The sequence below is a fragment of the Corynebacterium stationis genome (genome assembly GCF_001941345.1).
GTDB classification, from domain to species: domain Bacteria; phylum Actinomycetota; class Actinomycetes; order Mycobacteriales; family Mycobacteriaceae; genus Corynebacterium; species Corynebacterium stationis.
On sequence record NZ_CP009251.1, the window covers coordinates 1,933,183 to 1,954,454 of the forward strand.

The following is a 21,272-nucleotide window of genomic DNA, read 5'->3' on the forward strand; positions in this document are numbered from 1 at the left end:
CAATATACCCCCGATTTCGACAGGAAAACTGTTGAAATCGGGGGTATGGTCGTTTGAAGGGCACTTTGTAGAATGTGTTGAATCTTATTCGCGAATTTAAATGGAGTTTAAAGTGAAAGTTGCGATTCTCGGTGGCGACGGCTTTTGTGGCTGGCCTGCCTCGTTGTATCTGTCTGATAAAGGACACGATGTCATCATCATCGATAATCTTTCACGACGCGCGATTGATGAAGAACTTGGTGCAGACTCTTTGACCCCCATCGCTGATATCGACACCCGCATCGCGGCGTGGCAAGAAGTCTCTGGGGAGACCATTGGCTTTGCCAATATTGATGTCGCACAAGACTATGACGGCTTATTAGGATTCATCAATACCGAACGCCCAGATGCCATCGTGCATTTCGCAGAACAGCGCGCCGCGCCGTATTCGATGAAGAGCTCTCGCAATAAGCGCTACACGGTGGATAACAACATCAACGCCACCCACAATCTCTTGGCTGCAATCGTGGAATCTGGCCAGGATATCCACGTCGCGCACCTAGGCACCATGGGCGTTTATGGCTATGGCACCGCGGGCATGAAGATTCCTGAAGGTTACTTGGATGTCCAGGTCAACCTGCCAGAAGGTGGCCATGTGGAACAGGAAATCCTCTACCCTTCCAACCCTGGTTCTATCTATCACATGACCAAGGTGTTGGACCAGCATCTTTTTGCCTACTACGCCAAAAATGATGAACTGCGGATTACCGACCTGCACCAGGGAATCATCTGGGGCACGCACACTGAACAGACCATCAAAGATGAGCGCCTCATCAATCGCTTCGACTACGACGGTGACTATGGCACGGTGTTAAACCGCTTCCTCATCCAGGCGGGCATTGGCTATCCGTTGACCGTGCATGGCACGGGTGGTCAAACGCGCGCGTTTATCCACATCCGGGACATGGTGCGTTGCATTGAGCTCGCTTTGGACAACCCGCCTGCCAAGGGTGATCGCGTCAAGATCATCAACCAGATGACAGAGACCCACCGCGTGCGTGATTTGGCTGAGCTTATCGCCGAGATCTCTGACGCCGAGGTCGCTTATGTGCCAAACCCACGTAAGGAATCCGCAGAAAACGAACTGCACGTGCACAATGACACCTTCTTGAAGCTGGGACTCAAGCCCACCACGTTGTCTGAAGGTCTACTGCAAGAAGTCGAAGACGTTGCCCACAAGTACGCCGACCGCGTGGATCGCTCGAAGATCCCAGCACAGTCCTTGTGGACCAAGGCGCAGCAAGCCGGTGTTCCGGAGCAAGAATCGACGCCACAGCTGCAGGGCGCAGAAGCAGGCCTGTCCGAAAGCGCATAGAGTTCGTGCGAATTGCGATAGTTACGGAAGTTTTCCTGCCCAAAATCGATGGCGTGGTTACCCGCCTGATTCGGACGATTGAGCAGCTCGCGGAGATGGAACATGAAGTTGCCATCTTCGCTCCCGGCAACCCGCCGGAGAGTTTCGCCGGTTTTCCGGTGTATAAGCTGCCGTCCTTGTCTTTTTGGGTGTACCCGGAGATCAAATTCGCCGTGCCTCCGGTGATGTTCTGGAAGCAGATGCGGGACTTTGACCCCGATGTTATCCATGCGGTCAATCCAATCTGGTCTGCGGCTCTCGGCGTTTTTGCAGCCAAGCGCGATGCTTACCCGCTGGTGTGCAGCTATCACACCAATGTTCCGGATTATGTCGATGCGCTAGGTATCGGTTGGACCAGAGGCATGGCCACAGGCGCTATCCGCTGGTTGCACAACCAGGCGCAAGTGAACTTGTGCACCTCGGATCCAATGATTGAAAAAGCTTCTGCGATGGGCATCGAAAGGCTAACTTTATGGCCCAAGGCTGTGGACACGGTTGGATATCACCCATCCAAAGCAACCACGCAGGCGCGCAAACTCTTGACCAATGACCACCCGGATTCACCACTGGTGACTTATATTGGCCGCATCTCTAAGGAAAAAGACTTAGAACGGCTCAATAATGTCATGAAGTTGGTGCGTAAGCAGGTACCGGGAACGCGTTTAGGAATCGTTGGCGGCGGTCCCAACCTGCAGAAGTTGCAAGACTCCTTTGATCCGAGCTTTGCCACGTTTACGGGTTATTTATCCGGCGAGGAACTAGCCGCAGCTTTTGCCAGCGGTGACGTTTTTGTCTTCCCCTCTGTCACTGAGACCTTAGGGCTTGTGGCCTTGGAGTCTTTTGCTTCAGCCGTACCTGTGGTGGGTACCAATGCCGGCGGTATCCCCTTTGTCATCGATGATGGCAAAACGGGATATCTCATTGATGCTGATGGCACAGATGCAGATTGGGCCGAAGCCCTCATCAGCTTGTTGCAAAATCCCACCCGGCGCGCGCAGATGGGTGCCGCGGCCCGGCAGGAAGCGGAAAAGTTCTCGTGGCGTGAATCGACCGAAGCTTTGGTTCGCGCGTATGAAAAGGCTGTGGGCTAAAAGCAGTTAAACTCTAAGCCATGGATCTGACGCAGCCGAAGACTCTTGCCGATATTGCCGCCGACGGATTTTTCTCATCCACCGCATATGATGTGTGTTGGACGCAGTTGGAAGAATTAGTCGGCGGCTTTAGCGGTATGGAATCCAACTTCCAGGCTGAAGGTTCCGTAGAGATGAGGCTGTACGGCCAGCGCAATAGCGTGGATATCACCGGCAGGCGCGTTGCGATATTAAAGGATGGCCACTGGCACTGGATGCCCTCGCGTTCTGCTGAATTTCGCGCCAATGGACCGGAGCTTTTACAACTGCAAGGTTTTCCACCTGCCACAGAGATGTTGCTCGGCGCCGCTCGCACGTTAGAGGGCGGAAAACCCATAGTCTTAGCGGATCAAGAAGATGGGTTAAAAGCTGCAGTCGCTCTCGATCTCAACACCGCAACATTGGCGAAATCTACTGTTACGGTGCCGCTTCCGCAAACTCTTGCGCCAGAAGAAGCCCTTATTAAGGGCATCAATGATCCATTCATCGATAAGCTCGACGAAGTCCGCGCGGCGATCGCTTTCGCGCACACCCGCGAGCTCGACATCGAAGAAGTCGACCACGGTCTGCGGTTATCCGGTGCACCATCGGGTGCAATCACCGTGGATTTTTTGGACGAGAAGATTTCCTCCGTCTCTACTTCGGATAGCTCGGGCACGAACGGCCCCGATGACGTGGATTGGCGCTTAGAAGATATCAGTGCCGATGCCTACTTTGCTGCAGCAGAGCACGCGATGTTTTTCTCCGCGCACTTTCCACAGGCAGCCGGTAAAAATGTTCTCATCAATTTAGAATCCGCACACGTGCTTCTCGATGAAAAATCGCGCCTAGAAGCAGACGCCCTCGTAGTGGCAACTGTTCGCGACGGTACTTTCACGTGGGCTTGGGCAGATGAGCAACTAAAACGTTTGCCTGGGCAAGGGCCGGTAGAAGCGGTGCGACAGTTTGGCATCGACAAGCTAATTCCCGCATTAGTGCGCCACAGCATGCCGGCCGCAACTGCGCGTGAGCTAGGACTTGTACAAGCCGCCATGCCGATTCTAAATAAATGGAACCTTGTGACCGCCAAGCTCAATGACGACACCACCGGCGTTGTGCTTATCGATGCCCCCGAATTACACCTTCCGCCGCTTAGCCCCGAAGTAGAACAAGCAGTGCTTGATACTTCCCTACCTGCGCATCTTGACCGCGACCGCGCGCTAAAGGCGTATCGCAACATGCGAAAGACGACGCGCGAAACGCAACTTAACGTACAACGCGACGCCCAACCTGAACGCGTTGATTAACCAAAAATGATGGCGACCGCGACCACGATTATGGGAATGCCTAACAGCGCTCCCATCACAACCCACGATCCTGTTTGCGCCATGTTAAACGTGCTGTTGAGATCGCGGTGCACCATCATGTTCGGGTCTTTCGGGTTGTAGTAGAACATGCCCCACTTCATGTGCTCACTGGTTTTGGGGTCTGGATAGTGTTTGTCCAACCACTTTTGCACCCGCGCCATATCCCACAACAAGAGCGCGACAACAATGATGATGGCCGCAATGAGCAAGCCCACGGAAGAATAAATCTGCGTTATTGACAGATAAATATCGACCACGACTACTGCATTTAGGACAAACATCCACTTGCCCAGCGGGGTGAGCATGGAATTACACGTTGCGCGGCTACGTGCGACCTGCCAGTCTTCGCCGTTGGCATGCTTGGCGTGCTGGTATATCAGTCCGAAACATGCCGCGATAACAAGAGTGAGAATTCCTGTGATGAGCCCGAACATGCCAAACAGGTTGGCCCAAGTCTTGTCACTAAAAGCATCTGCTTCCCCGCGCGCATTCCAGTGCGTTGGGAAAGGATCTGGAATGCTCTCCCAATTCAGATACACCGCCAGCAACGCCAGTACACCGGTCGCAAGGGTTAGCCACACCCATTTCCACGGTGGTTTTTGAAGCGTAGGTGTATCGGGTTCGCGGGAAAATACCATGCTTTAACAGTACCTAGACCTTCAGCGCTGCATGGATTGCATCGAGGTCAACAGCCGCCGTTTCTTCTGGGTTAAAGGCGGCGTCTTTGGTCTTATCTACTAGTACTGCGCGCACGCCTTCGGCAAAATCACCGCGGGAGCGGATATAACGCCCCAAGGATTCTTCACATTGTAGTGCTTTAACGATGTCTTCTTCTTGCGCATGGGATTCAAAAAGCTCGTTGGAAGCGACCACAGAAGTAGGACATGCCGCCGCAAGGTATTTAGCGGTATCTTTCGAAAACTCCTTGTCAGCAGTTTTCAGGGCATCTTGGATTTCTGGCCAGGTGGCGTGGTTAAAGGTGGATTCGATCTCATCGATCACACCAGCTAGCGGCGCCTCACCGTCTGGAATGTAAGAATGCTGCTTCAGGGCAGCATCAACACCGTTCTCGACAATTGCGTCCAAGATGGTTTCTGCATCTTGGACTACGTGGGTTGCAAGACCCGACCACAACATATCTGCGGCATACATACGATAGCCGGTAATTGCCCAGTACTTTGCTAATGCCAGGGAGGCTTGCCCACGCGTGCCCACCATGCGCTGGGCGGCATGAGCGACACCTACATCAGTAAAGTAACCAATGGCCATCTCCGGCATGGAAGCAAAAGCATTCTCAGTTACCACGCGGTGTGAGCCGTGCAAGGAAATGCCGAGTCCCCCGCCCATCACTACGCCATCGATGATGGACACGAGAGGTTTCTTATACGTCGCAAGCTTGCCGTTGAGTGTGTATTCGGCAGCGAAGAAGTCATCGACAAGCTGTGCATCGCCACTTAAAATATTATCCCGCGCAAAACGGACATCGCCGCCTGCGCAGAAAGCCTTCGGGTTGGTGGTGTGCAACACGATCTGGTCGATCGAATCATCATCTTCCCAGTTCTTAACCGCCTTGGCGATGATGTCAATCATCTCCGGATTCAGCGAGTTTAAGGCCTTAGGGCGGTTTAATTCTATAACTCCGGTACGCTGGCGAACCGAGGTAAGTACAGGTGCTGTTGAGTCAACGGATTTAGTCATGCACCCCAGTTTTGCACAAGTTTCGAGGTTTTTCTTATGGTTTTCCCGCGGCTCATTGCTTTAGACATGGACGGGACGTTATTGGACGGCGAGAGTAAAATCCCCGAATCTTTCTGGCCTGTGCTCAAGCGCGCAGAAGAACTCGGTGTCACCATCGCCCCAGCGTCGGGTCGCCAGCTAGCTACTTTGCAGCACCAATTTGGCCCGGAGCTATCTTTCATCGCAGAAAATGGCACCGCTATCGCGCACAAGGGAGAAATCATTCATGTCTCCGTGCTTCCCAATGATGCAGTCTTGCGCATTCTAGATGCACTCCAAGCCGTCACTGTCGACCATGACGTAGTGCTATGTACGCCAACTGTCGGTTATGTATCTGAGGATGCTAACCCCGATACCTTTGTGCAGCTGGAAAAATACTACTACTCGCGTGAAACCGTAAAAGACCTGCGCGCGATGGTCAAAGATTCCGACATCATCAAAGTCGCTGTCTACTGCGCAGCGGGTTCTGAAGAGCACATTGCGCCCGTAGTATTTAAGGCTGTCCCCGACCACAACGTGGCTGTTTCCGGTAAGGAATGGCTTGATGTCATGCCGGCCGGCGCTAATAAGGGCGCGGCGCTGCATCACATGGCTGATACCTTAGGCATTCATATTGCAGAAACCGCTGCTTTTGGTGATTACCTCAATGACTACGAGCTTTTGCAAGAAGCTGGCATCGCGGTAGCCATGGACAATGCCCACCCGCAGCTTAAAGATGTCGCTGATGTCATCGCTCCTTCGAACCTGGACCACGGCGTGATTACCGTGTTGAATGAATGGTTCGACAAGATGGAAAGCACACAACGCGTACACGCAAACCAGCGCGAGTTTTAACCGCGCACTGCTAAAACACCGCGCATGGCCGCAAGATACGCATGAAAAAGCCCGCTTCTACGGAAGCGGGCTTTTTGTAGGACTAGACGAAATTAATCGACCTTAAACTCAGCCATCTTGTCCCACTCAGTCTTGCCATCAATCTTGAAATTGATGATATCTGGGGTTTCTACCAGGTACTGAGGGAACTCTTCGCAAGAGCGCTTGAAGTGATCGCTTTGTACGTGGGCTACGTCTTCGCCATCTTTGTAGGCTTCAACCAACAGGAAGCGCTGGGAATCTTCTGGGTCGCGGTACCACTTGAATTCCAAGCAGCCAGGCTCAGCGTTGCAGGCTTCGGTGTACCAGTTGATCTCATCGAGGAAAGTGTCAGCGTATTCGGGCTTGACATGGAATTTAACGTTAATGAAAATCATGGAGCCCATGATACCGAAAGAATTCTCATGAGAATTCCGAGGAGAGTTTCGAGCAAACTTTAGCGCTTTTCGGGCACAACGCTTTCGAAAATCTGGGTGTCATCATCAAGCTGTTTGTGCGGAGTCAAGGCTGGTGCCTCCGCAGCTTCCTGCTCGGATTCTTCCTTTTTGTTGCGCTTTTGTTTCTGCTCCTACGGCGCAAATCCGGGGCAGACCCAAATGAGTGCGGCGGCGATAACGGCGGCTGCAGCAGCACCGATGACCTTCTGGCCGTCAGGAACTAAGAACAATGCCAATGCGACGACCGTGATGATGACAATCCAGCACCCCAGCATCCAGGCAGTGTGGTTAACCGAATATTCCGCCCACTTTTGCTGCGGGAAACGGCTGCGAGCTTCGTTGCGCACACGCCGCGGAGTTTTCATGCTCGCACCGATGACTGAAAAGAGCACCAGAGCTAGGCCTGAGCCGGCGATAATGAGAGCCCCCCATGGCACCCCCGAAAGCAAGGACTGCTGTAGCGCACGCAAACCCAATGCGTTCAGCGATGCTGGATCCCAGCGGTTCTGCGGGGTAGATAGAAACGAATGCTTTATCTGCCTCTGTCAGATTTTCATTCGCAGCTTTTGCCACCGGTATGTTTACTACCTGGCTGGTCTACCAACTATCGCGCTTGGGCAGCAAAGTTCGGGTAGTTAACCTCATCCTGGTCGGCATTGCAGTTGATGCGATCGCTGGCGCAGTCATTTCCTTCTTCAACTTCTTCGCGCCGACTACCTCCCGCGAACAGATCATTTTCTGGCAGATGGGTACACTCTCTGGCGCTAAGTGGGAACACGTTGGTGTCGTTGGTGTCAACGTCGCTTTTGGCCTCTTATGCGCCTGGCTACTAGTAAAGCAGCTGGATCTCCTCGCTTTAGGTGATAAAGCCGCAACGCACGTGGGCGTTGATGTATCAACACTGCGCACTCTATCGATTGTGCTGGCAACCCTACTGACTGCCGGGGCAGTATCTTATGCCGGTCTCATCGGCTTTGTCGGTCTGGAAATTCCACACATCGTCAGAACGGTTGCTGGTCCATCAAACGCAGTGCTGATTCCTGCATCGGCACTCGGCGGCGCCTTGTTGATCGCCGGGGCCGATATTGGTTCCCGCACCATCATTCCTTTCGCTGATTTACCGATTGGTATTTTCACCGCGCTGGTCGGTGGACCAACATTTTTCATCCTCTTGCGTCGCATGATGAAAAAGGGAGCAGGTGTATAAATCAATGCTTAAAGTAACTGATGTATCCATTGACATCGCCGGAAAACGCATCGTTGACAACGTATCTTTTGCCGAGCGAACAGGTACGGTCACAGGCCTAATTGGCCCCAATGGCGCCGGTCACCCCACCTTTTGGTGTTAGGGTAACCGGCGCTTTTTATGCGGGGTCTTTTAGTTCAGGAAGAATTCCGCAATGTAGACGTACTTGCCATCGGTTGCGGTCGCGACGCCAAAGCCGGTTGGCTCGTTGTGTGGGTTGCCCTTGCGGTCCAACCAGTTGGTGCGGTCGCGTGCTTCCTTCTCAGTCAGCTTGAAGATAGCACCGGTGCCCTTGTCTTTGTTTGCGGTTCCGTGGCCGACGCCGTCTTCAAAGGAGACCTTTCCAGCAGCGGCCTCATTTGCCCACTGCTGTGCAGTGGACTGCGCAGAGTTGCTCTTGGTGTGGCCAGCTTCTTCCAAGTGCGCAACGGTTTCATAACGCAGGGTCTCAGCTGCACCAGCAAGCGATGGCAGCTTAATGCCAAGCTTGTGGGCAGTGTCTTTAACTTCTTGCGGCAAGCTGGAAATAAACTTCGCTGCAGCCGAATCAATCTGGCTCTGCGCCTGGGAAGATAGCTTTTCAGCTGGGTTTTCCTGGGCGTTAGCGGCGGTGGTACCGCCGAGGGTCAAAGCGCCAGCGAGCGCAATTGCAGTAAGACGTCGAGAAATGCTCATGGCCACCACCATGCCATATCTACCCCACCCCATGCCTAGTCTGAGAATGGAATTTCCGGCAACTTTATCGCATTGTGATTAAATTGCCAGCCGCATCCCAGCCTCACGGCTTTTGTCTGAGAACTCACGCAGCCGCGGCGAGTTGCGCAATTTCCCTGGGTTGCGCAGCGATAGCGAGCAACCCCCTAGGACTCGAGAGTTTCGCCGAGCTCCATCCATTCCATCTCTAAGCTTTCGCGTTCGGCTTCTAGCTCCTTGAGTTCGCTATCTAGACGCGTGAGAGCTTCGGTGTCCATCTGCTGCGCTGCCGCGGCCATATCGGCGTTAATCTTGGCAATTTGCGGGTCCAGCTTGCCCATCTTGCGCTCAAGCGCATTCATCTTCTTGGTGATCTCGCGCTGTTCTTGATTAGACAGTCGTGACTGCGGAGCTGCTGCCGGGGTAGAACTCGCAGCCGCCCCTGCAGCACCAGTGGAGGCAGAATCCACGCTGGAGGCCTCGCTAGGCGATGCCTCAGAGGTATTTGCAACGTCACCGAGGTTGAGCGCGCCTGTGGGATTGGCGGCTTCGTGCTCCGCGCGAATCTTGAGATACTCTTCAATGCCGCCGGGCAGGTTGGTTAATTTGCCGTCGCCGAAAAGCGCATAGGTGTCATCGGCGATGCGCTCGATTAAATAGCGGTCGTGGGAGATAACCACGAGTGTGCCAGGCCAGGAATCAAGCAGGGACTCTAGCTCCTGCAGGGTGTCGATATCGAGGTCGTTGGTGGGCTCGTCGAGCAGTAGCACGTTAGGTTCCGCCATCAGCACGCGGGTCAGCTGCAGGCGGCGGCGCTCACCACCGGAGAGATCACCAATCGGAGTGCGCTGGCGCTTAGGGCTAAAGCCCAGCCTTTCAGCTAGCTGTGAGGCCGACATTTCTTTCTTGCCCATGTGCACATAGGTCGCGACGTCTTCAATCGCATCCAGCAGGCGACGGTTGGGGTCTAGGTCGTCTAATTCCTGACGCAGCCATCCCAAGCGCACGGTTTGACCTTCGATGCGGCGGCCTTCAGCAAGCTTGTTCTCCCCCGCCAAGGTACGTAGCAAGGTGGTCTTGCCGGAGCCATTCACACCAACCAAACCGATGCGTTGGCCAGGTGCCAGGCGCCAGGTGAGGTTTTCTACTAACTCGCGGCCATCAGGCGTGGTGATGGTGGCATCTTCTAATTCAATGACCACACGGCCTTGGCGCTGTTTGGAAAAGGCCATCAGCTCCACGGTGTCGCGTGGGGCCGGAACATCAGCGATTAAGGCTTCGGCCGCTTCAATGCGATAGCGTGGCTTCGACGTACGCGCAGGTGCGCCACGGCGCAGCCAGGCTAGCTCTTTACGCGCAAGGTTTTGCCGGCGCTGCTCCATCGCATCAGCTTGGCGTGCGCGCTCAGCACGTGCGAAAGTCCAGTCGTTATAGCCACCGTCATAAGAATCCACTTGACCGTCGTGGACTTCCCACGTCAAGGTAGCAATGGTGTCTAAGAACCAGCGGTCATGGGTAACCACGATGACGGCCACTTTGCGGGCAAGCAGGTGGCTGGCCAGCCACTGCACGCCTTCTACATCCAGGTGGTTAGTCGGCTCATCCAAGACCACTAGGTCCACATCTTGGACCAAGGCCGCAGCGAGGTTAACGCGGCGACGCTCCCCACCAGAGAGTTGCCCCACGACCGTATCAAGGCCAAGTTCGACAATGCCTAGCCCGCCGAGCACGTCACGGACTTTGGCATTCGATGCCCATTCGTAAGTCTCAAGCCCCAGCGGCTTAATAACGGCATCGGCAATGGTGATGGATTCATCCAGGTCAAAGCGCTGGGTGACCACGGCCATGCGCAGGCCAGAGTTATGGGAGACGCGTCCGGAGTCAGGTTCTTCAATGCCGGTAAGTACTTCCAGCAAGGTGGTTTTACCACCGCCGTTGACACCGACGATGCCGATGCGGTCGCCGGTTTGTACGCCGCGGGAGACATTATCCAGAAGGGTCTTTAGACCGAAGGATTTAGTGACTGTTTCTAAATTGATGAGGTTTGCCATAGTTAGTCATCAATTCTAGCCCCATTGCCCCTAGTAGATCCGAACCCCGGGTGCTGGTGAGCTTGCGACGTAGCCGCGCGTCTTGGGAATTTCGAGGGTGACTTGGCTGCGTACATCTTCGGCTTGGGCTGCGTCTTCGCATAAAAAGGCAATCGTCGGACCCGATCCGGAGACAATGCCGGTTAATGCGCCGGCTTCCATTCCCACTTCCATGGTCTTGCGCAAGTCGGGGCGCAGGGATAAAGCAGCTGGCTGCAGGTCGTTTTTTAAAACCTTGGCCAGGCGGTGCACATCGCCGGAGACTAGGGCTTGGGCCGTGTCAGTAACATCCAGGGTCGGCGTTAAAGAGCCATCGCCAGCGCTTGCCGATGCCTCCCTCATCTCATCAAGTTTTTTAAAGACGGCTGGCGTTGACAGTCCCTGTGCAGAAGCAATGAAGCACCAGTGGTACTCCCCACGCGTGAGCATCGGTGATAAAACCTCGCCGCGGCCTTTGCCTAAAGCGGTACCGCCCATCATGGTAAAAGGGACATCGGAGCCCAAATCAGCGGCAATTTCTTGCAGGATATCGGCGCTAGCGATTTCCAACTCAAAGAAAGTTGCATACAGTTTCTGCGCAAGCATCAACGCCGCAGCAGCATCCGCAGAGCCGCCGGCCATTCCCCCGGCGGCAGGGATTTGCTTATGGACTTCTACATCCAGGGCTGGATAGCTCAGCGGGATGTGCAGCGCTAGCCTATCGAGGGCCTTCCACACCAAGTTGCTTTCGTCGGTGGGAACACCGGCGGCGGTGGGACCTGTAATTTTCAATGGTCCTGCGACAGGTGATTTTCCGCGGTCAAGAACATTATCGCGGATACGCAAGGTAATTTCATCGTAGATATTTACGGATTGGAAGACCGTGGACAGCTCGTGAAAGCCATCGTCGCGCACGGGCCCGACACCAAGGTGCAGATTTACTTTTGCATAGGCGCGCGCTTTCCACTCGCGCTGCAAGTTCGGCATGCGCTCTGGCACGCGGCAATAAGGATCATTCGGATCGTTGGAACCAGTCAGATCACTCATGTGTGGCTCCTTCGTTATCTTCCTCAGCCTCGTGGTCGCGCGAACTGTCCAAGCTCGCCTCGACAGTTGCGAGTCGCACAAAGTCATCAATGCTGAGCTTTTCGCCGCGCTGCGTCGGCTCAATATTTGCCGCACGAAGTGCTTGCTCTGCAGCCTGTCCCGAGCCATAAAAGCCAGAAAGTGCAGCGCGCAGGGTCTTGCGGCGTTGGGCGAAGGCGGCATCGATAAGCGGCCAAAGCTTCGCTGGGCGCTCGCGCGGTGGATATAAATCGATACGTACTAGGCCGGATTCGATATTGGGTGCTGGCCAAAAGACATGCTTGCCGATGTTCCCGGCCTTGCGCACGTTGCCATAAAAGGAGGCCTTTACGCTGGGCACGCCATAAACCTTGGAGCCTGGATCCGCGGCGAGGCGATCTGCAACTTCTAGCTGCACCATGACCAGCACGCGCTTCAGCGTTGGATAAAGCTCCAATAGGTGCAATAGCACCGGCACCGCAACGTTATAGGGCAGGTTCGCAACCAGTGCGGTGGGCTCGCCTAATTCTTCTGCATCGATACGCAGAGCGTCTTTGTGAAGCAAAGTGAGCTTATCCGCGTGCTCTGGCGCGCGCCATGCAACAGTGGAAGGCAGCTCGCCAGCGAGGCGCGGATCGATTTCGACCGCGGTGACATGCTGAACTTCGTCTAGAAGCCCTAGGGTTAAAGACCCGAGGCCAGGGCCGACCTCGACCACGTGGTCATCGGCAGATAAATCCGCCGCGGCAACAATGCGGCGGATGGTGTTGGGGTCATGCAAAAAATTCTGACCCCACTTTTTGGTGGGGCTGACATCTAGCTTTTCCGCTAGGTCGCGAATTTCAACGGGCCCTAATAACTTTGACATGCCCTCTAATTTATCGCAGATACGGTTTTAGTATTAGCGCAGACCCATCGAAGCGGTACATGCTGGCCATGCGCCCCAGCCCTGAGCTGCCTGGACCTTTTCTGCAATAGCGATCTGCTGCTCGCGGGATGCCTGATAAGCCTGTGGTGCATACTCTCCACCACCGTAGGCCTGCCAGGTCTGCGCGTTAAACTGCAGACCGCCGGAGTAGCCGTTGCCGGTGTTGATGTGCCAGTCGCCGGTGGCCTCACACTGCGCAAGTTCATCCCACACGGATCCGCCAGCAACTGCTGGTGCGCTGGCACCGGAAGACTCAGGTGCTGCTTCCTTCGTACCGCGGGCAATCGTCGCTGGACGTGGCTTGGTCAGGATGTTTTCGGAGATGACATCCTTGGACTCTTCCTTGCCGTTGACAAGAACCTTCTTAATGGTGCGCTCGCGCTCACCTGGCATGCCTTCTTCGACGACGCGCTCTTCGCCCTTTTCCAAGTTTTCATCATCAACGTAGTTTGGTTCAGCGTCAAAGTCTTCGGTCAGATCGAATTCTTGTACTTCTACGCGGTCCACGACGATCTTGGTGCCTGGGGTGAGCTTTTCCTCTACCCCGGGGGAAACGCGGTCATCAGAGTCAACCTTGATGCCGCGCTCTTTTAATACATCCCCGACGGTCTTGGCCGCGATGGAAGTGTAGGTAACTTTGCCACCGTCTTTAATGGAGACGATCTTTGGACTCACGACCTCCAATTCCATCCCATCTGTAATCTTGTCGCCTGCTGTGGCTTCCTCATCGCCAGCCAAAACGGCTGCGCCGGGTGCTACACCGTCCATGGTGCTCAGCAGGTCATCTACCGTCAACGCGGTAGACTTCATGGTCTTTTCTTCACCGTCTACCGTAACAGCCACAGGCTTTGCGGTACGCACCGTGATGGATTCACCACTATTTAAATCTTCGCTCGGCGCTGGATAGATGAGGTCATCATCAGCGTATTCAACGCCAGCTGCAGCAAGCGCGCCTTCGACATCAGAGGAGAAGGTTGCAAGTTCAATACGCTCACCGTTTAAGTCCACGGTGACATCTTTTTGCGCGTTGACAGCAACAACGCCGCCAACTGCAAGGGTGCCCAGCATGCCGCCTGTTGCCAGGCGCAGTGGTAGCGAACGCGTGTTATTGATTCGCTTGATGTGGTGCGTGGTAGACATGGAACCTTCTAGAGCTTCTTGGGGGTATTGAAATTTGCAACTTTCCCGACGGCTGTTTTGACTCAGTCAATTACAACCATCAGGACAACAATGAGTAACGATACGATAACACTGCGTGACTTTCTAAATATTCACGACAGGCCGCACAACTTATCGAACTTCATTCACACCCATCACAACCAACACGCATTACCTGCGCGGACTCCGGCCGTGAAGTTTCTCACATCTCCCCGCGAGACCTAGGGCGCGGACGCGCCTATGCCGCAGAACGCATAACAGGCTGTGCCGCTTTATGCGTTGTGCGGGCTTAAAACCCGGTCAAAGTTGGCCCGGACCTGTTCTACCAGCTCTTCTACCGATTGATTGCGCACTTCAGCTACAACGCGGTAGGTATGTCCAATCAGCGATGGCTCATTGCGTGAGCCTCGAAATGGCTCTGGAGTCATATAAGGAGCATCGGTTTCAATCAGAATCTGCTCAGCTGGCGCTAATGCTACAGCTTGACGTAGTTCTTCATTGCGCTTGAAAGTGACATTGCCCGCAAAGGATAAAATGTAGCCGCGATTGAGCGCTTCCTTGGCCACATTGAGCGGCGAAGAAAAACAATGCAGCATGATATTGGGCGCCTGCGCGCACTCCCCCAGCACCCGCATCAGGTCTGTATCAGCCTCGCGGTTGTGAATCATCAGCGTCTTATTTAGTTCGGCGGCTAAGTCAGCGTGCCATCGTAAAGCTAGTTCTTGAACCTCCATGCTTGCGGTGTCTTCTGGCGCATGTTGCGTCCAGTAGTCATCCAGCCCAGTCTCCCCCACAGCCACGCAGCGCGGATCGGCTGCCATCGCTTTCAGCCGCGACTTCGCCTCATCATCTAAGGTGTGCGCCTTGGTGGGATGGATAGCGCATGCGGCGAAAATGCGATCATGGCCTTGTGCTGCCTGTAGAGCAAGCTCAGCCTCATCAATACCATCGCCTACAGTGCACACGCGTTCAACCCCGGCTGCCACAAAACGATCGAGCAGCGATGAAATCTCATCCTTGCACGAGGTCAGGTGGGTATGTGCATCAATCATTCCGCTCAACCCCTCTGCCGGAACTGGAGTTGGACGTGGCTTCTTCTTCGACATGCCCCTAGTATAAAAGCCACCCCGCAGGGTGGCTTATCCGGGGAGAACTCCCGTGAGAAAAATTTGCGCTCTAGCTAGAGATTTTTACTGCTGACGCGCAAGCTCATCATCAATAAAGACATTGCGCGCTGCGCGAACGCCAAAGATGATGAGCGCCAAGCTCATGACAGTAACCAGAATCAGCGCCGCATCCCAGGTGCCAGTCGCCGAGTATAAAAAGCCCATGAGCAATGGGACAATACCGGCGATGATGTAGCCGCCTGGCTGGACAAAGCCAGAAAGGCGCGCGGTGACCAGTGGGGAGCGGGTCCGTGCGGTGAGCAGTGCCAGTGCAAGTGGGAAGCACATGCCGCCAACTCCCAGCATCGATGCCCACACCAGTGGCGCGGCAGTGGGCGCGAACATGACACCAAGCCAACCACCAGCAGTGACAACACCCAGAATGACCGGCAAGGAAACCACGCTGTTAAGACGTGAGAGCAGCCACGGCATAAGCACGCCACCGATAACGTTAAAGCCGCCGAGCACCGCTAGTGCGATACTCGAGATTGCTTCACTGACTCCGGATTCGACCAAAATAGCTGGCAACCAACCCATCTGGGCATAAGCACCGGAGGATTGAATACCGAAAAATAGCATCATCGCAATCGCCGTGGGCGACTTGATGAGTGAGCCTCCTGGGTCTGAAACAGGCTGTGCCGGCAGGGTTTTAGCCGGTTTCTTCTCTGCATTTTCGAGCTCTTCTACCAGCGCCTCCGGATCCGACATGACACCAGCGGACGGCACATCCTTTTTGGTCCTGCTCAGCACGATTGCCCAAACCACAACCTGCACTACGACAGGAACGACCCAGACTCCCAAGCTCCAGCGCCATGCTGAAGAACCACTAAAGAGCAACGCCGATAGTGGACCAACCGCACCAGATGCACCCAGAACTGCGGTGTAGATCATCATCAACCGCACTTGGTGGGTCCCCTGGCTGTGCTCTTTAACCCATGCGGGCAGCAGAATATTTGCTACCGCGATCCCGGCAATGAGCAAAACGGTGAGCAAGAGAAATGGCCAGTAGCTATTGACAAAGGGACGAATTGCCAAACCCACCAGCAAAGCAACGCTGCCGGCCACCAAAGTGGGCGAAAGCCCTAAACGGCGCGCAATCGGGACCGCCGACCAGCCCATAATGGCGAAACAAAATCCCGGAAGTGAGGTCAAAATACCCGCTGTGGAATTGCTAACCCCGAAGGAGTCAGCCACTTGCCCAATTACCGGCGCTAAGGATGAAATTCCTGCGCGCAGGTTTATCGCGGTAAACGCCACGGCAATAACCGCTAGCCCGAATCCCACCGTGAGCTTCTTAGCCACGCAGTCCACCACCTTCATTAAATATTTGTTGTTGCGCCATAAAGAAGCATTGCTCGACGCAGCCCGGCCCAGTTCGTCCTCAGACTTACTGTGCCTAAGCGGCATCTCACAATGCGAAGGAGAAAAATTAGAGCGCACACAGCGCAAGAGACATAAAAGATTAAAGGAACGCTGCTTTAAAAAAGCGTTCACGTATACGCTACGCCACCCACTCGAAAACTGACACAACGCCTAACCCACAGCAGAACCTAAGACCGTGTTAATTGCTCAAGGGACGCGTTTATCCCCCAATAAAGTGCGGCTTACATTGCAGCTTTGAATATCTGCGATTAGCAACATTCGAACTTCTGCGGGTCCGCGAAAATCGCGTCTAGCGCATTACAAACCAAACTCGATGGTCCCCAGATTCTTCCACCCCATCGGCAGTTTTCGCGTCCCCGGCTTTTGGTGGCCCCAGATCCATGGAGGGAAGCCGGAGGCCGCTTGTAGGTTGTTAAAAGATTGTAGGTTAGGGATTGCAAACGCCACTATCAGCAGTACAGTGTCGATCTCTGTGCCTTGGGACCGGCTGGCTGCGAAACCGATGCCAGCGCCAAGTCAGGCCTTATCGAGCCAACCGAAGCCTCAGCGTTGAAATCTGTAGTCGATTGAATCCATGTCAATGCGCTGGTATCCCTACGGGTATCCACAACATTGCTCATGTATTAAGCCGTTGCTGACGTGGCTCCCGAGGATACGCCGCGCCCATGCAAAAACTCTCGCCGCAACCATCGCTTTCTTTGCCAGTCACGACTCGTCAATTAGGATCCGGACGGCTCTTGTCATCGATGGCGGCTGCCAAATCGGCTAATCTTATTTCCTTCAAGATCAATAAGGCGCCAAGCAGAAACAGTCTGCTTGGCGCCTTAGCAGTCCAAAAAGGAACTTAAGCCTCGTCACGTGGGATAACCGGTGCCCACTCCGGGCCGGTAACACCGAGTTCCGGATCCAGCTTCGCAATCAGTGGCTTGGGCTTTTCGAGCTTTGTGCCAGGAACGACATCAACGCGCGCCCACGTTGCCTGCTGCGCGTCGTAGTCACCTGTGATGATGGGGTAAGAATGACCTTCCTCTGGCAGGTTGGTGCCCGTCAAATCCACAGGCATGTCGTCTTGGACCTCGTGGATTTGTGGCTTCGCTGCCCACACACCGGTGCGGCCGAGAGTCTCATGGACCTTCTGCGCAGTGTGCGGCAGGAATGGGGTGAGCATGACGTTGCAGTCAGACACTACCTGCAACGCAGTCCACAGCACGGTAGCTAGACGCTCACGCTGAGTTTCATCCTTCGCCAACTTCCATGGCTCTTGGTCTGCGATATAAGCGTTGGTCTCACCAACCACGTGCATTGCCGCGGTGATCGCAGCCTTGAACTTGGATGCTTCCAAGTATTCTGCAGCGGTAGCAAGGGTTTCCTCAGCCAAGGTAAGTATCTTGGTGTCAGCCTCAGTCAGAGTTGCTGGGACTGGGACTTCACCGAAGTTCTTATTCGCCATGGAGACTGTGCGGTTGACCAGGTTGCCCCAGCCATTGGCCAGCTCATTGTTGATGCGGCGAACGAATTCATCCCAGGTGAAGTCGGTGTCATTGTTTTCTGGGCCAGCAACAGCGATGAAGTAACGCAGTGCATCTGGGCCGAATTCCTTGAGGAAATCCTTGACGTAGATAACAACGCCCTTGGACGAGGAGAACTTTGAGCCGGACATCGTCAAAAATTCCGAAGAGACGATCTCGGTGGGAAGGTTCAGCTCACCGTACTTGTGTAGCTCGCCCCCCTTAGAGCCCCTGCCGGCATAGCCGAGCAGTTCTGCTGGCCAGATCTGTGAGTGGAAGGTGATGTTGTCTTTACCCATGAAGTAGTAATGACGGGTTTCTGGATTTTGCCAGTAATCCTTCCACGCATCTGGGTTGCCACTGCGGTATGCCCACTCGATGGAAGAAGACAGGTAGCCAATAACCGCGTCGAACCAGACGTAGAGCTTCTTCGCATCATTTTCTGCCCAGCCCTCGATTGGGATAGGAATACCCCAGTCAATATCACGGGTCATCGCGCGTGGGCGCATATCTTTAATGAGATTGAGCGAGAACTTTAAGGTGTTGGGACGCCAGTCTTCGCGGGTGTGTAGCCATTCGGTCAACACATCAGCCAACGCTGGCAGATCCAGTAGGAAATGCTCAGTTTCTACGAACTCTGGAGTTTCGCCGTTAATCTTGGAAACTGGGTTGATCAAGTCAATTGGGTCGAGCTGGTTACCGCAGTTATCGCACTGGTCGCCGCGGGCGCCGTCAGCGTGGCAAATCGGGCATTCGCCCTCGATGTAGCGGTCCGGCAGTGTGCGGCCTGTCGAGGGCGAGATAGCACCCTGCATGGTTTCTTTAATCATGTAGCCGTTGTCGTACAGGCCCTTAAAAAGCTCTTGGGTAACGGCGTAGTGATTGCGCGTTGTGGTGCGGGTAAACATGTCGTAGGACAAGCCCAAACCAGCTAGGTCTTCGACGATTTGGCGATTATAGCGGTCCGCCAGCTCGCGCACGCTCACGTTTTCCTTATCAGCCTGGACCAGCAGTGGGGTGCCGTGCTCGTCCGTGCCGGAGACCATGAGTACGTTGCGTCCGCGCATTCGCTGAAAGCGTGCGAACACGTCTGAAGGAACGCCGAACCCCGCCACGTGTCCGATGTGGCGGGGTCCATTGGCATACGGCCAGGCAACGTTAACTACGAGAGACTCAGTCATGGTCTCTACTTTATCCAACGAGCCAACGTCTGTGAATTTAGCCCTAGCCCTGAGTAGTTAGAGCATCTACTTTTTCTTTACTTTGGGGCCAACCTTGTTGTGTTTTTCTAGGCGGCGGCGCTTGTGTGCCTCTTTTTCCTGAATTTCACGGTGAATACGGCGCTCACGGGCTAATTTACGCTGGAACGCCTGAGCCTCTCGGTACTCCACGTAGATGACGTCATTGCGCAGGTCTTTTACGATTGCGAACATCAAGAAGATGAGCACGATTAGAAAAGGCGATGCTGCCACAATCGTTACGTTTTGCAGATTGCTTAGTGCATCTTCATTGGTCATCAGTAGGACCAAGCCTACGGCAGCAGTGAGGGCACCCCAGACGGCAGACAGCCACGGAGTTGCATCAGAGCGACCATTTTGGGACATGGAGCCCATGACGGTGGATGCCGAGTCCGCCGAGGTAATAAAGAAGGTAGCCAGCAAAATCATTGCGACAATCGCTGCGATGCTACCCAGCGGGAAGGACTCGAGCAGGTTGAACAACTCAGCTTCAGTAGATTCGCCAACGATAGAACGACCAGTCTGCTCCAAGTGGATAGCGGTACCGCCAAAGATGGCGAACCACAAAGTAGAAACGCCCGCAGGGACCATTAGGACACCCAAGCAAAATTCGCGAACGCTACGGCCACGGGAAATACGTGCCAAGAACATGCCTACGAACGGGGACCATGAAATCCACCATGCCCAGTAAAAGATAGTCCAGCCGGACAGCCACTCACCGGCAGTGCCGTCAGCAGATTCTGCAGTACGGCCGATCATCTCAGTGAAGTTAGCTAGATAGTTGCCAATTGAGCTTGGAACCATATTCAGGATGGTTACTGACGGACCAACAATGAATACAAAGATAGCCAGCAGTGCGGCGAGAACCATGTTCAGGTTGGACAGGTACTGAATACCCTTGCCCACGCCGGAAAGCGCAGACAAAATAAAGGCCAACGTTAGAACCAAAACAATGCCCAAAACAATGCTATTCGATGGATTATCGACCAAGCCAGAGGCTTGTAGACCGGCCTGAATCTGCAGTGCACCTAAACCCAAAGAACATGCAGTGCCGAATACGGTAGCGAAAATAGCCAGGATATCGATCAGCTTGCCGATTGGTCCATCAGCACCCTTTTGCCCTATCAGTGGGACAAAGGCCGAAGACAAAAGCTGCTTACGTCCAATACGGAAGGTGGAATAGGCGATAGCCAAGCCCACAATGGCGTAGACCGCCCATGGGTGCAAGGTCCAGTGGAACATAGCGGTTGCCATAGCAGTTCCGACTTCTTGTGGCTCGTGACCGGGAACGCCATCCCGGTAAAAAGCCAATGGCTCAGAGGCACCGTAGAACATCAGACCAATGCCCATTCCGGCAGCAAACATCATCGCAATCCACGACACCGTGGAAAACTCAGGTTCTTCATTGATAGCGCCCAGTTTGATCGAACCGAACTTCGACGCAGCGATTGCAATGACGAATACGACAAATATGGCAGTGAACAAGATAAACGCCCAACCGAAGTTGTCCACTACAAAGCTCAAAGCATTCGCTGAAAAATCCGCAAAGCTGTTTGGCAGGGCAAGACCCCATACCACAACAGCTGCGACGAGCACTGCTGCGATGCCAGTGACGGTCCAGTCAATCTTGGCGTTCTTCTTGTCGGCTTCGAGTTCGACCTCTTCTTCTTGGTGTTGAGAAGGATCGAAATCGGTGTCGAGCATGGACGCTAGCTGACCGGTTGCAGATTCATTCGATTCGTAAGTCTCCTCCCCGGTTACCTGTGGCGGGACTCCCCCATCCATATTTTCAGCCTGGCCGGAGCCAGGCTGACTTTCTTGTGAATTTTCAGGATCTCCAATAGTCATAGCTAAAAGGATGCTGGAAAAACAGATGCAATGGCAACATAAAAAGGATTGATT

The 21,272-nt window shown here is 54.2% G+C and carries 19 protein-coding genes; 6 read left to right on the top strand and 13 right to left on the bottom strand.

Translation table 11 applies throughout. From position 1 onward, the window contains the following. Positions 1-112: 112 nt before the first annotated feature. Genes CSTAT_RS09000 through CSTAT_RS09010 form a run of 3 tightly spaced genes read left to right on the top strand, consistent with a single transcriptional unit; the run spans position 113 to position 3,809 of the window. Entirely contained in the window at positions 113-1,354 is a 1,242-nt protein-coding gene (locus tag CSTAT_RS09000) for an NAD-dependent epimerase/dehydratase family protein (protein WP_075723162.1), read from the top strand. A 5-nt stretch (positions 1,355-1,359) separates the two neighbouring features. Continuing rightward, positions 1,360-2,484, top strand: a complete 1,125-nt coding sequence (locus CSTAT_RS09005) for a glycosyltransferase family 4 protein (RefSeq protein ID WP_075723163.1) — start codon at positions 1,360-1,362, stop codon at positions 2,482-2,484. A 20-nt stretch (positions 2,485-2,504) separates the two neighbouring features. Next, positions 2,505-3,809: a DUF6882 domain-containing protein gene (locus CSTAT_RS09010; protein ID WP_075723164.1), complete on the top strand. Its 1,305-nt coding sequence runs from the start codon at positions 2,505-2,507 to the stop codon at positions 3,807-3,809. Here the strand turns inward: CSTAT_RS09010 and CSTAT_RS09015 are convergent. Beyond that, positions 3,806-4,507: a DUF1648 domain-containing protein gene (locus CSTAT_RS09015; protein ID WP_075723165.1), complete on the bottom strand. Its 702-nt coding sequence runs from the start codon at positions 4,505-4,507 to the stop codon at positions 3,806-3,808. The two genes, CSTAT_RS09010 and CSTAT_RS09015, sit on opposite strands and share 4 nt — an antisense overlap. 13 nt (positions 4,508-4,520) lie before the next feature. Continuing rightward, entirely contained in the window at positions 4,521-5,567 is a 1,047-nt protein-coding gene (locus CSTAT_RS09020) for a 3-hydroxyisobutyryl-CoA hydrolase (RefSeq protein WP_075723166.1), read from the bottom strand. Between the two features lie 36 nt (positions 5,568-5,603). On the opposite strand from CSTAT_RS09020, the gene CSTAT_RS09025 reads away from it, so the two are divergent. Further along, positions 5,604-6,440: a Cof-type HAD-IIB family hydrolase gene (locus CSTAT_RS09025; RefSeq protein ID WP_075723167.1), complete on the top strand. Its 837-nt coding sequence runs from the start codon at positions 5,604-5,606 to the stop codon at positions 6,438-6,440. A gap of 92 nt (positions 6,441-6,532) precedes the next feature. On the opposite strand, the gene CSTAT_RS09030 is transcribed toward CSTAT_RS09025, so the two are convergent. Both CSTAT_RS09030 and CSTAT_RS09035 read right to left on the bottom strand, forming a co-directional pair. After that, positions 6,533-6,856, bottom strand: a complete 324-nt coding sequence (locus CSTAT_RS09030; RefSeq protein WP_066797781.1) for a putative quinol monooxygenase — start codon at positions 6,854-6,856, stop codon at positions 6,533-6,535. A gap of 191 nt (positions 6,857-7,047) precedes the next feature. Further along, positions 7,048-7,281, bottom strand: a complete 234-nt coding sequence (locus CSTAT_RS09035) for a hypothetical protein (RefSeq protein WP_156845111.1) — start codon at positions 7,279-7,281, stop codon at positions 7,048-7,050. A gap of 152 nt (positions 7,282-7,433) precedes the next feature. Here CSTAT_RS09035 and CSTAT_RS09040 point away from each other — a divergent pair, with 152 nt between their 5' ends. Together CSTAT_RS09040 and CSTAT_RS13495 are read left to right on the top strand one after the other, a co-directional pair. Beyond that, on the top strand, positions 7,434-8,123 hold the full coding sequence (locus tag CSTAT_RS09040) for a FecCD family ABC transporter permease (protein ID WP_473206066.1): 690 nt from the start codon (positions 7,434-7,436) through the stop codon (positions 8,121-8,123). A gap of 4 nt (positions 8,124-8,127) precedes the next feature. Then, positions 8,128-8,265: a hypothetical protein gene (locus CSTAT_RS13495; protein ID WP_156845112.1), complete on the top strand. Its 138-nt coding sequence runs from the start codon at positions 8,128-8,130 to the stop codon at positions 8,263-8,265. 29 nt (positions 8,266-8,294) lie between these two features. Here the strand turns inward: CSTAT_RS13495 and CSTAT_RS09045 are convergent, their stop codons facing one another. The 9 genes from CSTAT_RS09045 to CSTAT_RS09085 form a co-directional block, all read right to left on the bottom strand. Then, complete coding sequence (locus CSTAT_RS09045) at positions 8,295-8,837, bottom strand: hypothetical protein (RefSeq protein ID WP_244892824.1); 543 nt, start codon at positions 8,835-8,837, stop codon at positions 8,295-8,297. 185 nt (positions 8,838-9,022) lie between these two features. Continuing rightward, positions 9,023-10,906, bottom strand: a complete 1,884-nt coding sequence (locus tag CSTAT_RS09050; protein ID WP_075723170.1) for an ABC-F family ATP-binding cassette domain-containing protein — start codon at positions 10,904-10,906, stop codon at positions 9,023-9,025. Positions 10,907-10,936: 30 nt separating this feature from the next. Beyond that, positions 10,937-11,911, bottom strand: a complete 975-nt coding sequence (locus CSTAT_RS09055; RefSeq protein ID WP_066797784.1) for a 4-(cytidine 5'-diphospho)-2-C-methyl-D-erythritol kinase — start codon at positions 11,909-11,911, stop codon at positions 10,937-10,939. A gap of 52 nt (positions 11,912-11,963) precedes the next feature. Continuing rightward, complete coding sequence (gene rsmA, locus CSTAT_RS09060) at positions 11,964-12,857, bottom strand: 16S rRNA (adenine(1518)-N(6)/adenine(1519)-N(6))-dimethyltransferase RsmA (RefSeq protein WP_066795317.1); 894 nt, start codon at positions 12,855-12,857, stop codon at positions 11,964-11,966. A 33-nt stretch (positions 12,858-12,890) separates the two neighbouring features. After that, positions 12,891-14,057, bottom strand: a complete 1,167-nt coding sequence (locus CSTAT_RS09065) for a resuscitation-promoting factor (RefSeq protein WP_075723171.1) — start codon at positions 14,055-14,057, stop codon at positions 12,891-12,893. A 290-nt stretch (positions 14,058-14,347) separates the two neighbouring features. After that, the gene (locus tag CSTAT_RS09070) at positions 14,348-15,181 is read right to left on the bottom strand and encodes a TatD family hydrolase (RefSeq protein WP_075723172.1); all 834 of its coding nucleotides are present in this window, start codon (positions 15,179-15,181) and stop codon (positions 14,348-14,350) included. An 84-nt stretch (positions 15,182-15,265) separates the two neighbouring features. After that, positions 15,266-16,543: an MFS transporter gene (locus CSTAT_RS09075; RefSeq protein ID WP_244892825.1), complete on the bottom strand. Its 1,278-nt coding sequence runs from the start codon at positions 16,541-16,543 to the stop codon at positions 15,266-15,268. 925 nt (positions 16,544-17,468) lie between these two features. Beyond that, positions 17,469-19,313, bottom strand: a complete 1,845-nt coding sequence (gene metG, locus CSTAT_RS09080; RefSeq protein ID WP_066795330.1) for a methionine--tRNA ligase — start codon at positions 19,311-19,313, stop codon at positions 17,469-17,471. A gap of 66 nt (positions 19,314-19,379) precedes the next feature. Next, a complete protein-coding gene (locus CSTAT_RS09085) occupies positions 19,380-21,155 on the bottom strand; it encodes a BCCT family transporter (RefSeq protein ID WP_211273041.1) in 1,776 nt (591 codons plus the stop codon). Positions 21,156-21,272 lie beyond the last annotated feature (117 nt).

Bases quoted from the DNA above. Each gene is read 5' to 3' on its own strand.
- CSTAT_RS09020 (WP_075723166.1), bottom strand. From the start codon at position 5,567: ATGACTAAATCCGTTGACTCAACAGCACCTGTACTTACCTCGGTTCGC.
- CSTAT_RS09045 (WP_244892824.1), bottom strand. From the start codon at position 8,837: ATGAGCATTTCTCGACGTCTTACTGCAATTGCGCTCGCTGGCGCTTTG.
- CSTAT_RS13495 (WP_156845112.1), top strand. From the start codon at position 8,128: ATGCTTAAAGTAACTGATGTATCCATTGACATCGCCGGAAAACGCATC.
- CSTAT_RS09035 (WP_156845111.1), bottom strand. From the start codon at position 7,281: ATGAAAACTCCGCGGCGTGTGCGCAACGAAGCTCGCAGCCGTTTCCCG.
- CSTAT_RS09025 (WP_075723167.1), top strand. From the start codon at position 5,604: ATGGTTTTCCCGCGGCTCATTGCTTTAGACATGGACGGGACGTTATTG.
- rsmA (WP_066795317.1), bottom strand. From the start codon at position 12,857: ATGTCAAAGTTATTAGGGCCCGTTGAAATTCGCGACCTAGCGGAAAAG.
- CSTAT_RS09015 (WP_075723165.1), bottom strand. From the start codon at position 4,507: ATGGTATTTTCCCGCGAACCCGATACACCTACGCTTCAAAAACCACCG.
- CSTAT_RS09065 (WP_075723171.1), bottom strand. From the start codon at position 14,057: ATGTCTACCACGCACCACATCAAGCGAATCAATAACACGCGTTCGCTA.
- metG (WP_066795330.1), bottom strand. From the start codon at position 19,313: ATGACTGAGTCTCTCGTAGTTAACGTTGCCTGGCCGTATGCCAATGGA.
- CSTAT_RS09030 (WP_066797781.1), bottom strand. From the start codon at position 6,856: ATGATTTTCATTAACGTTAAATTCCATGTCAAGCCCGAATACGCTGAC.
- CSTAT_RS09070 (WP_075723172.1), bottom strand. From the start codon at position 15,181: ATGTCGAAGAAGAAGCCACGTCCAACTCCAGTTCCGGCAGAGGGGTTG.
- CSTAT_RS09055 (WP_066797784.1), bottom strand. From the start codon at position 11,911: ATGCCGAACTTGCAGCGCGAGTGGAAAGCGCGCGCCTATGCAAAAGTA.
- CSTAT_RS09085 (WP_211273041.1), bottom strand. From the start codon at position 21,155: ATGGATGGGGGAGTCCCGCCACAGGTAACCGGGGAGGAGACTTACGAA.
- CSTAT_RS09010 (WP_075723164.1), top strand. From the start codon at position 2,505: ATGGATCTGACGCAGCCGAAGACTCTTGCCGATATTGCCGCCGACGGA.
- CSTAT_RS09050 (WP_075723170.1), bottom strand. From the start codon at position 10,906: ATGGCAAACCTCATCAATTTAGAAACAGTCACTAAATCCTTCGGTCTA.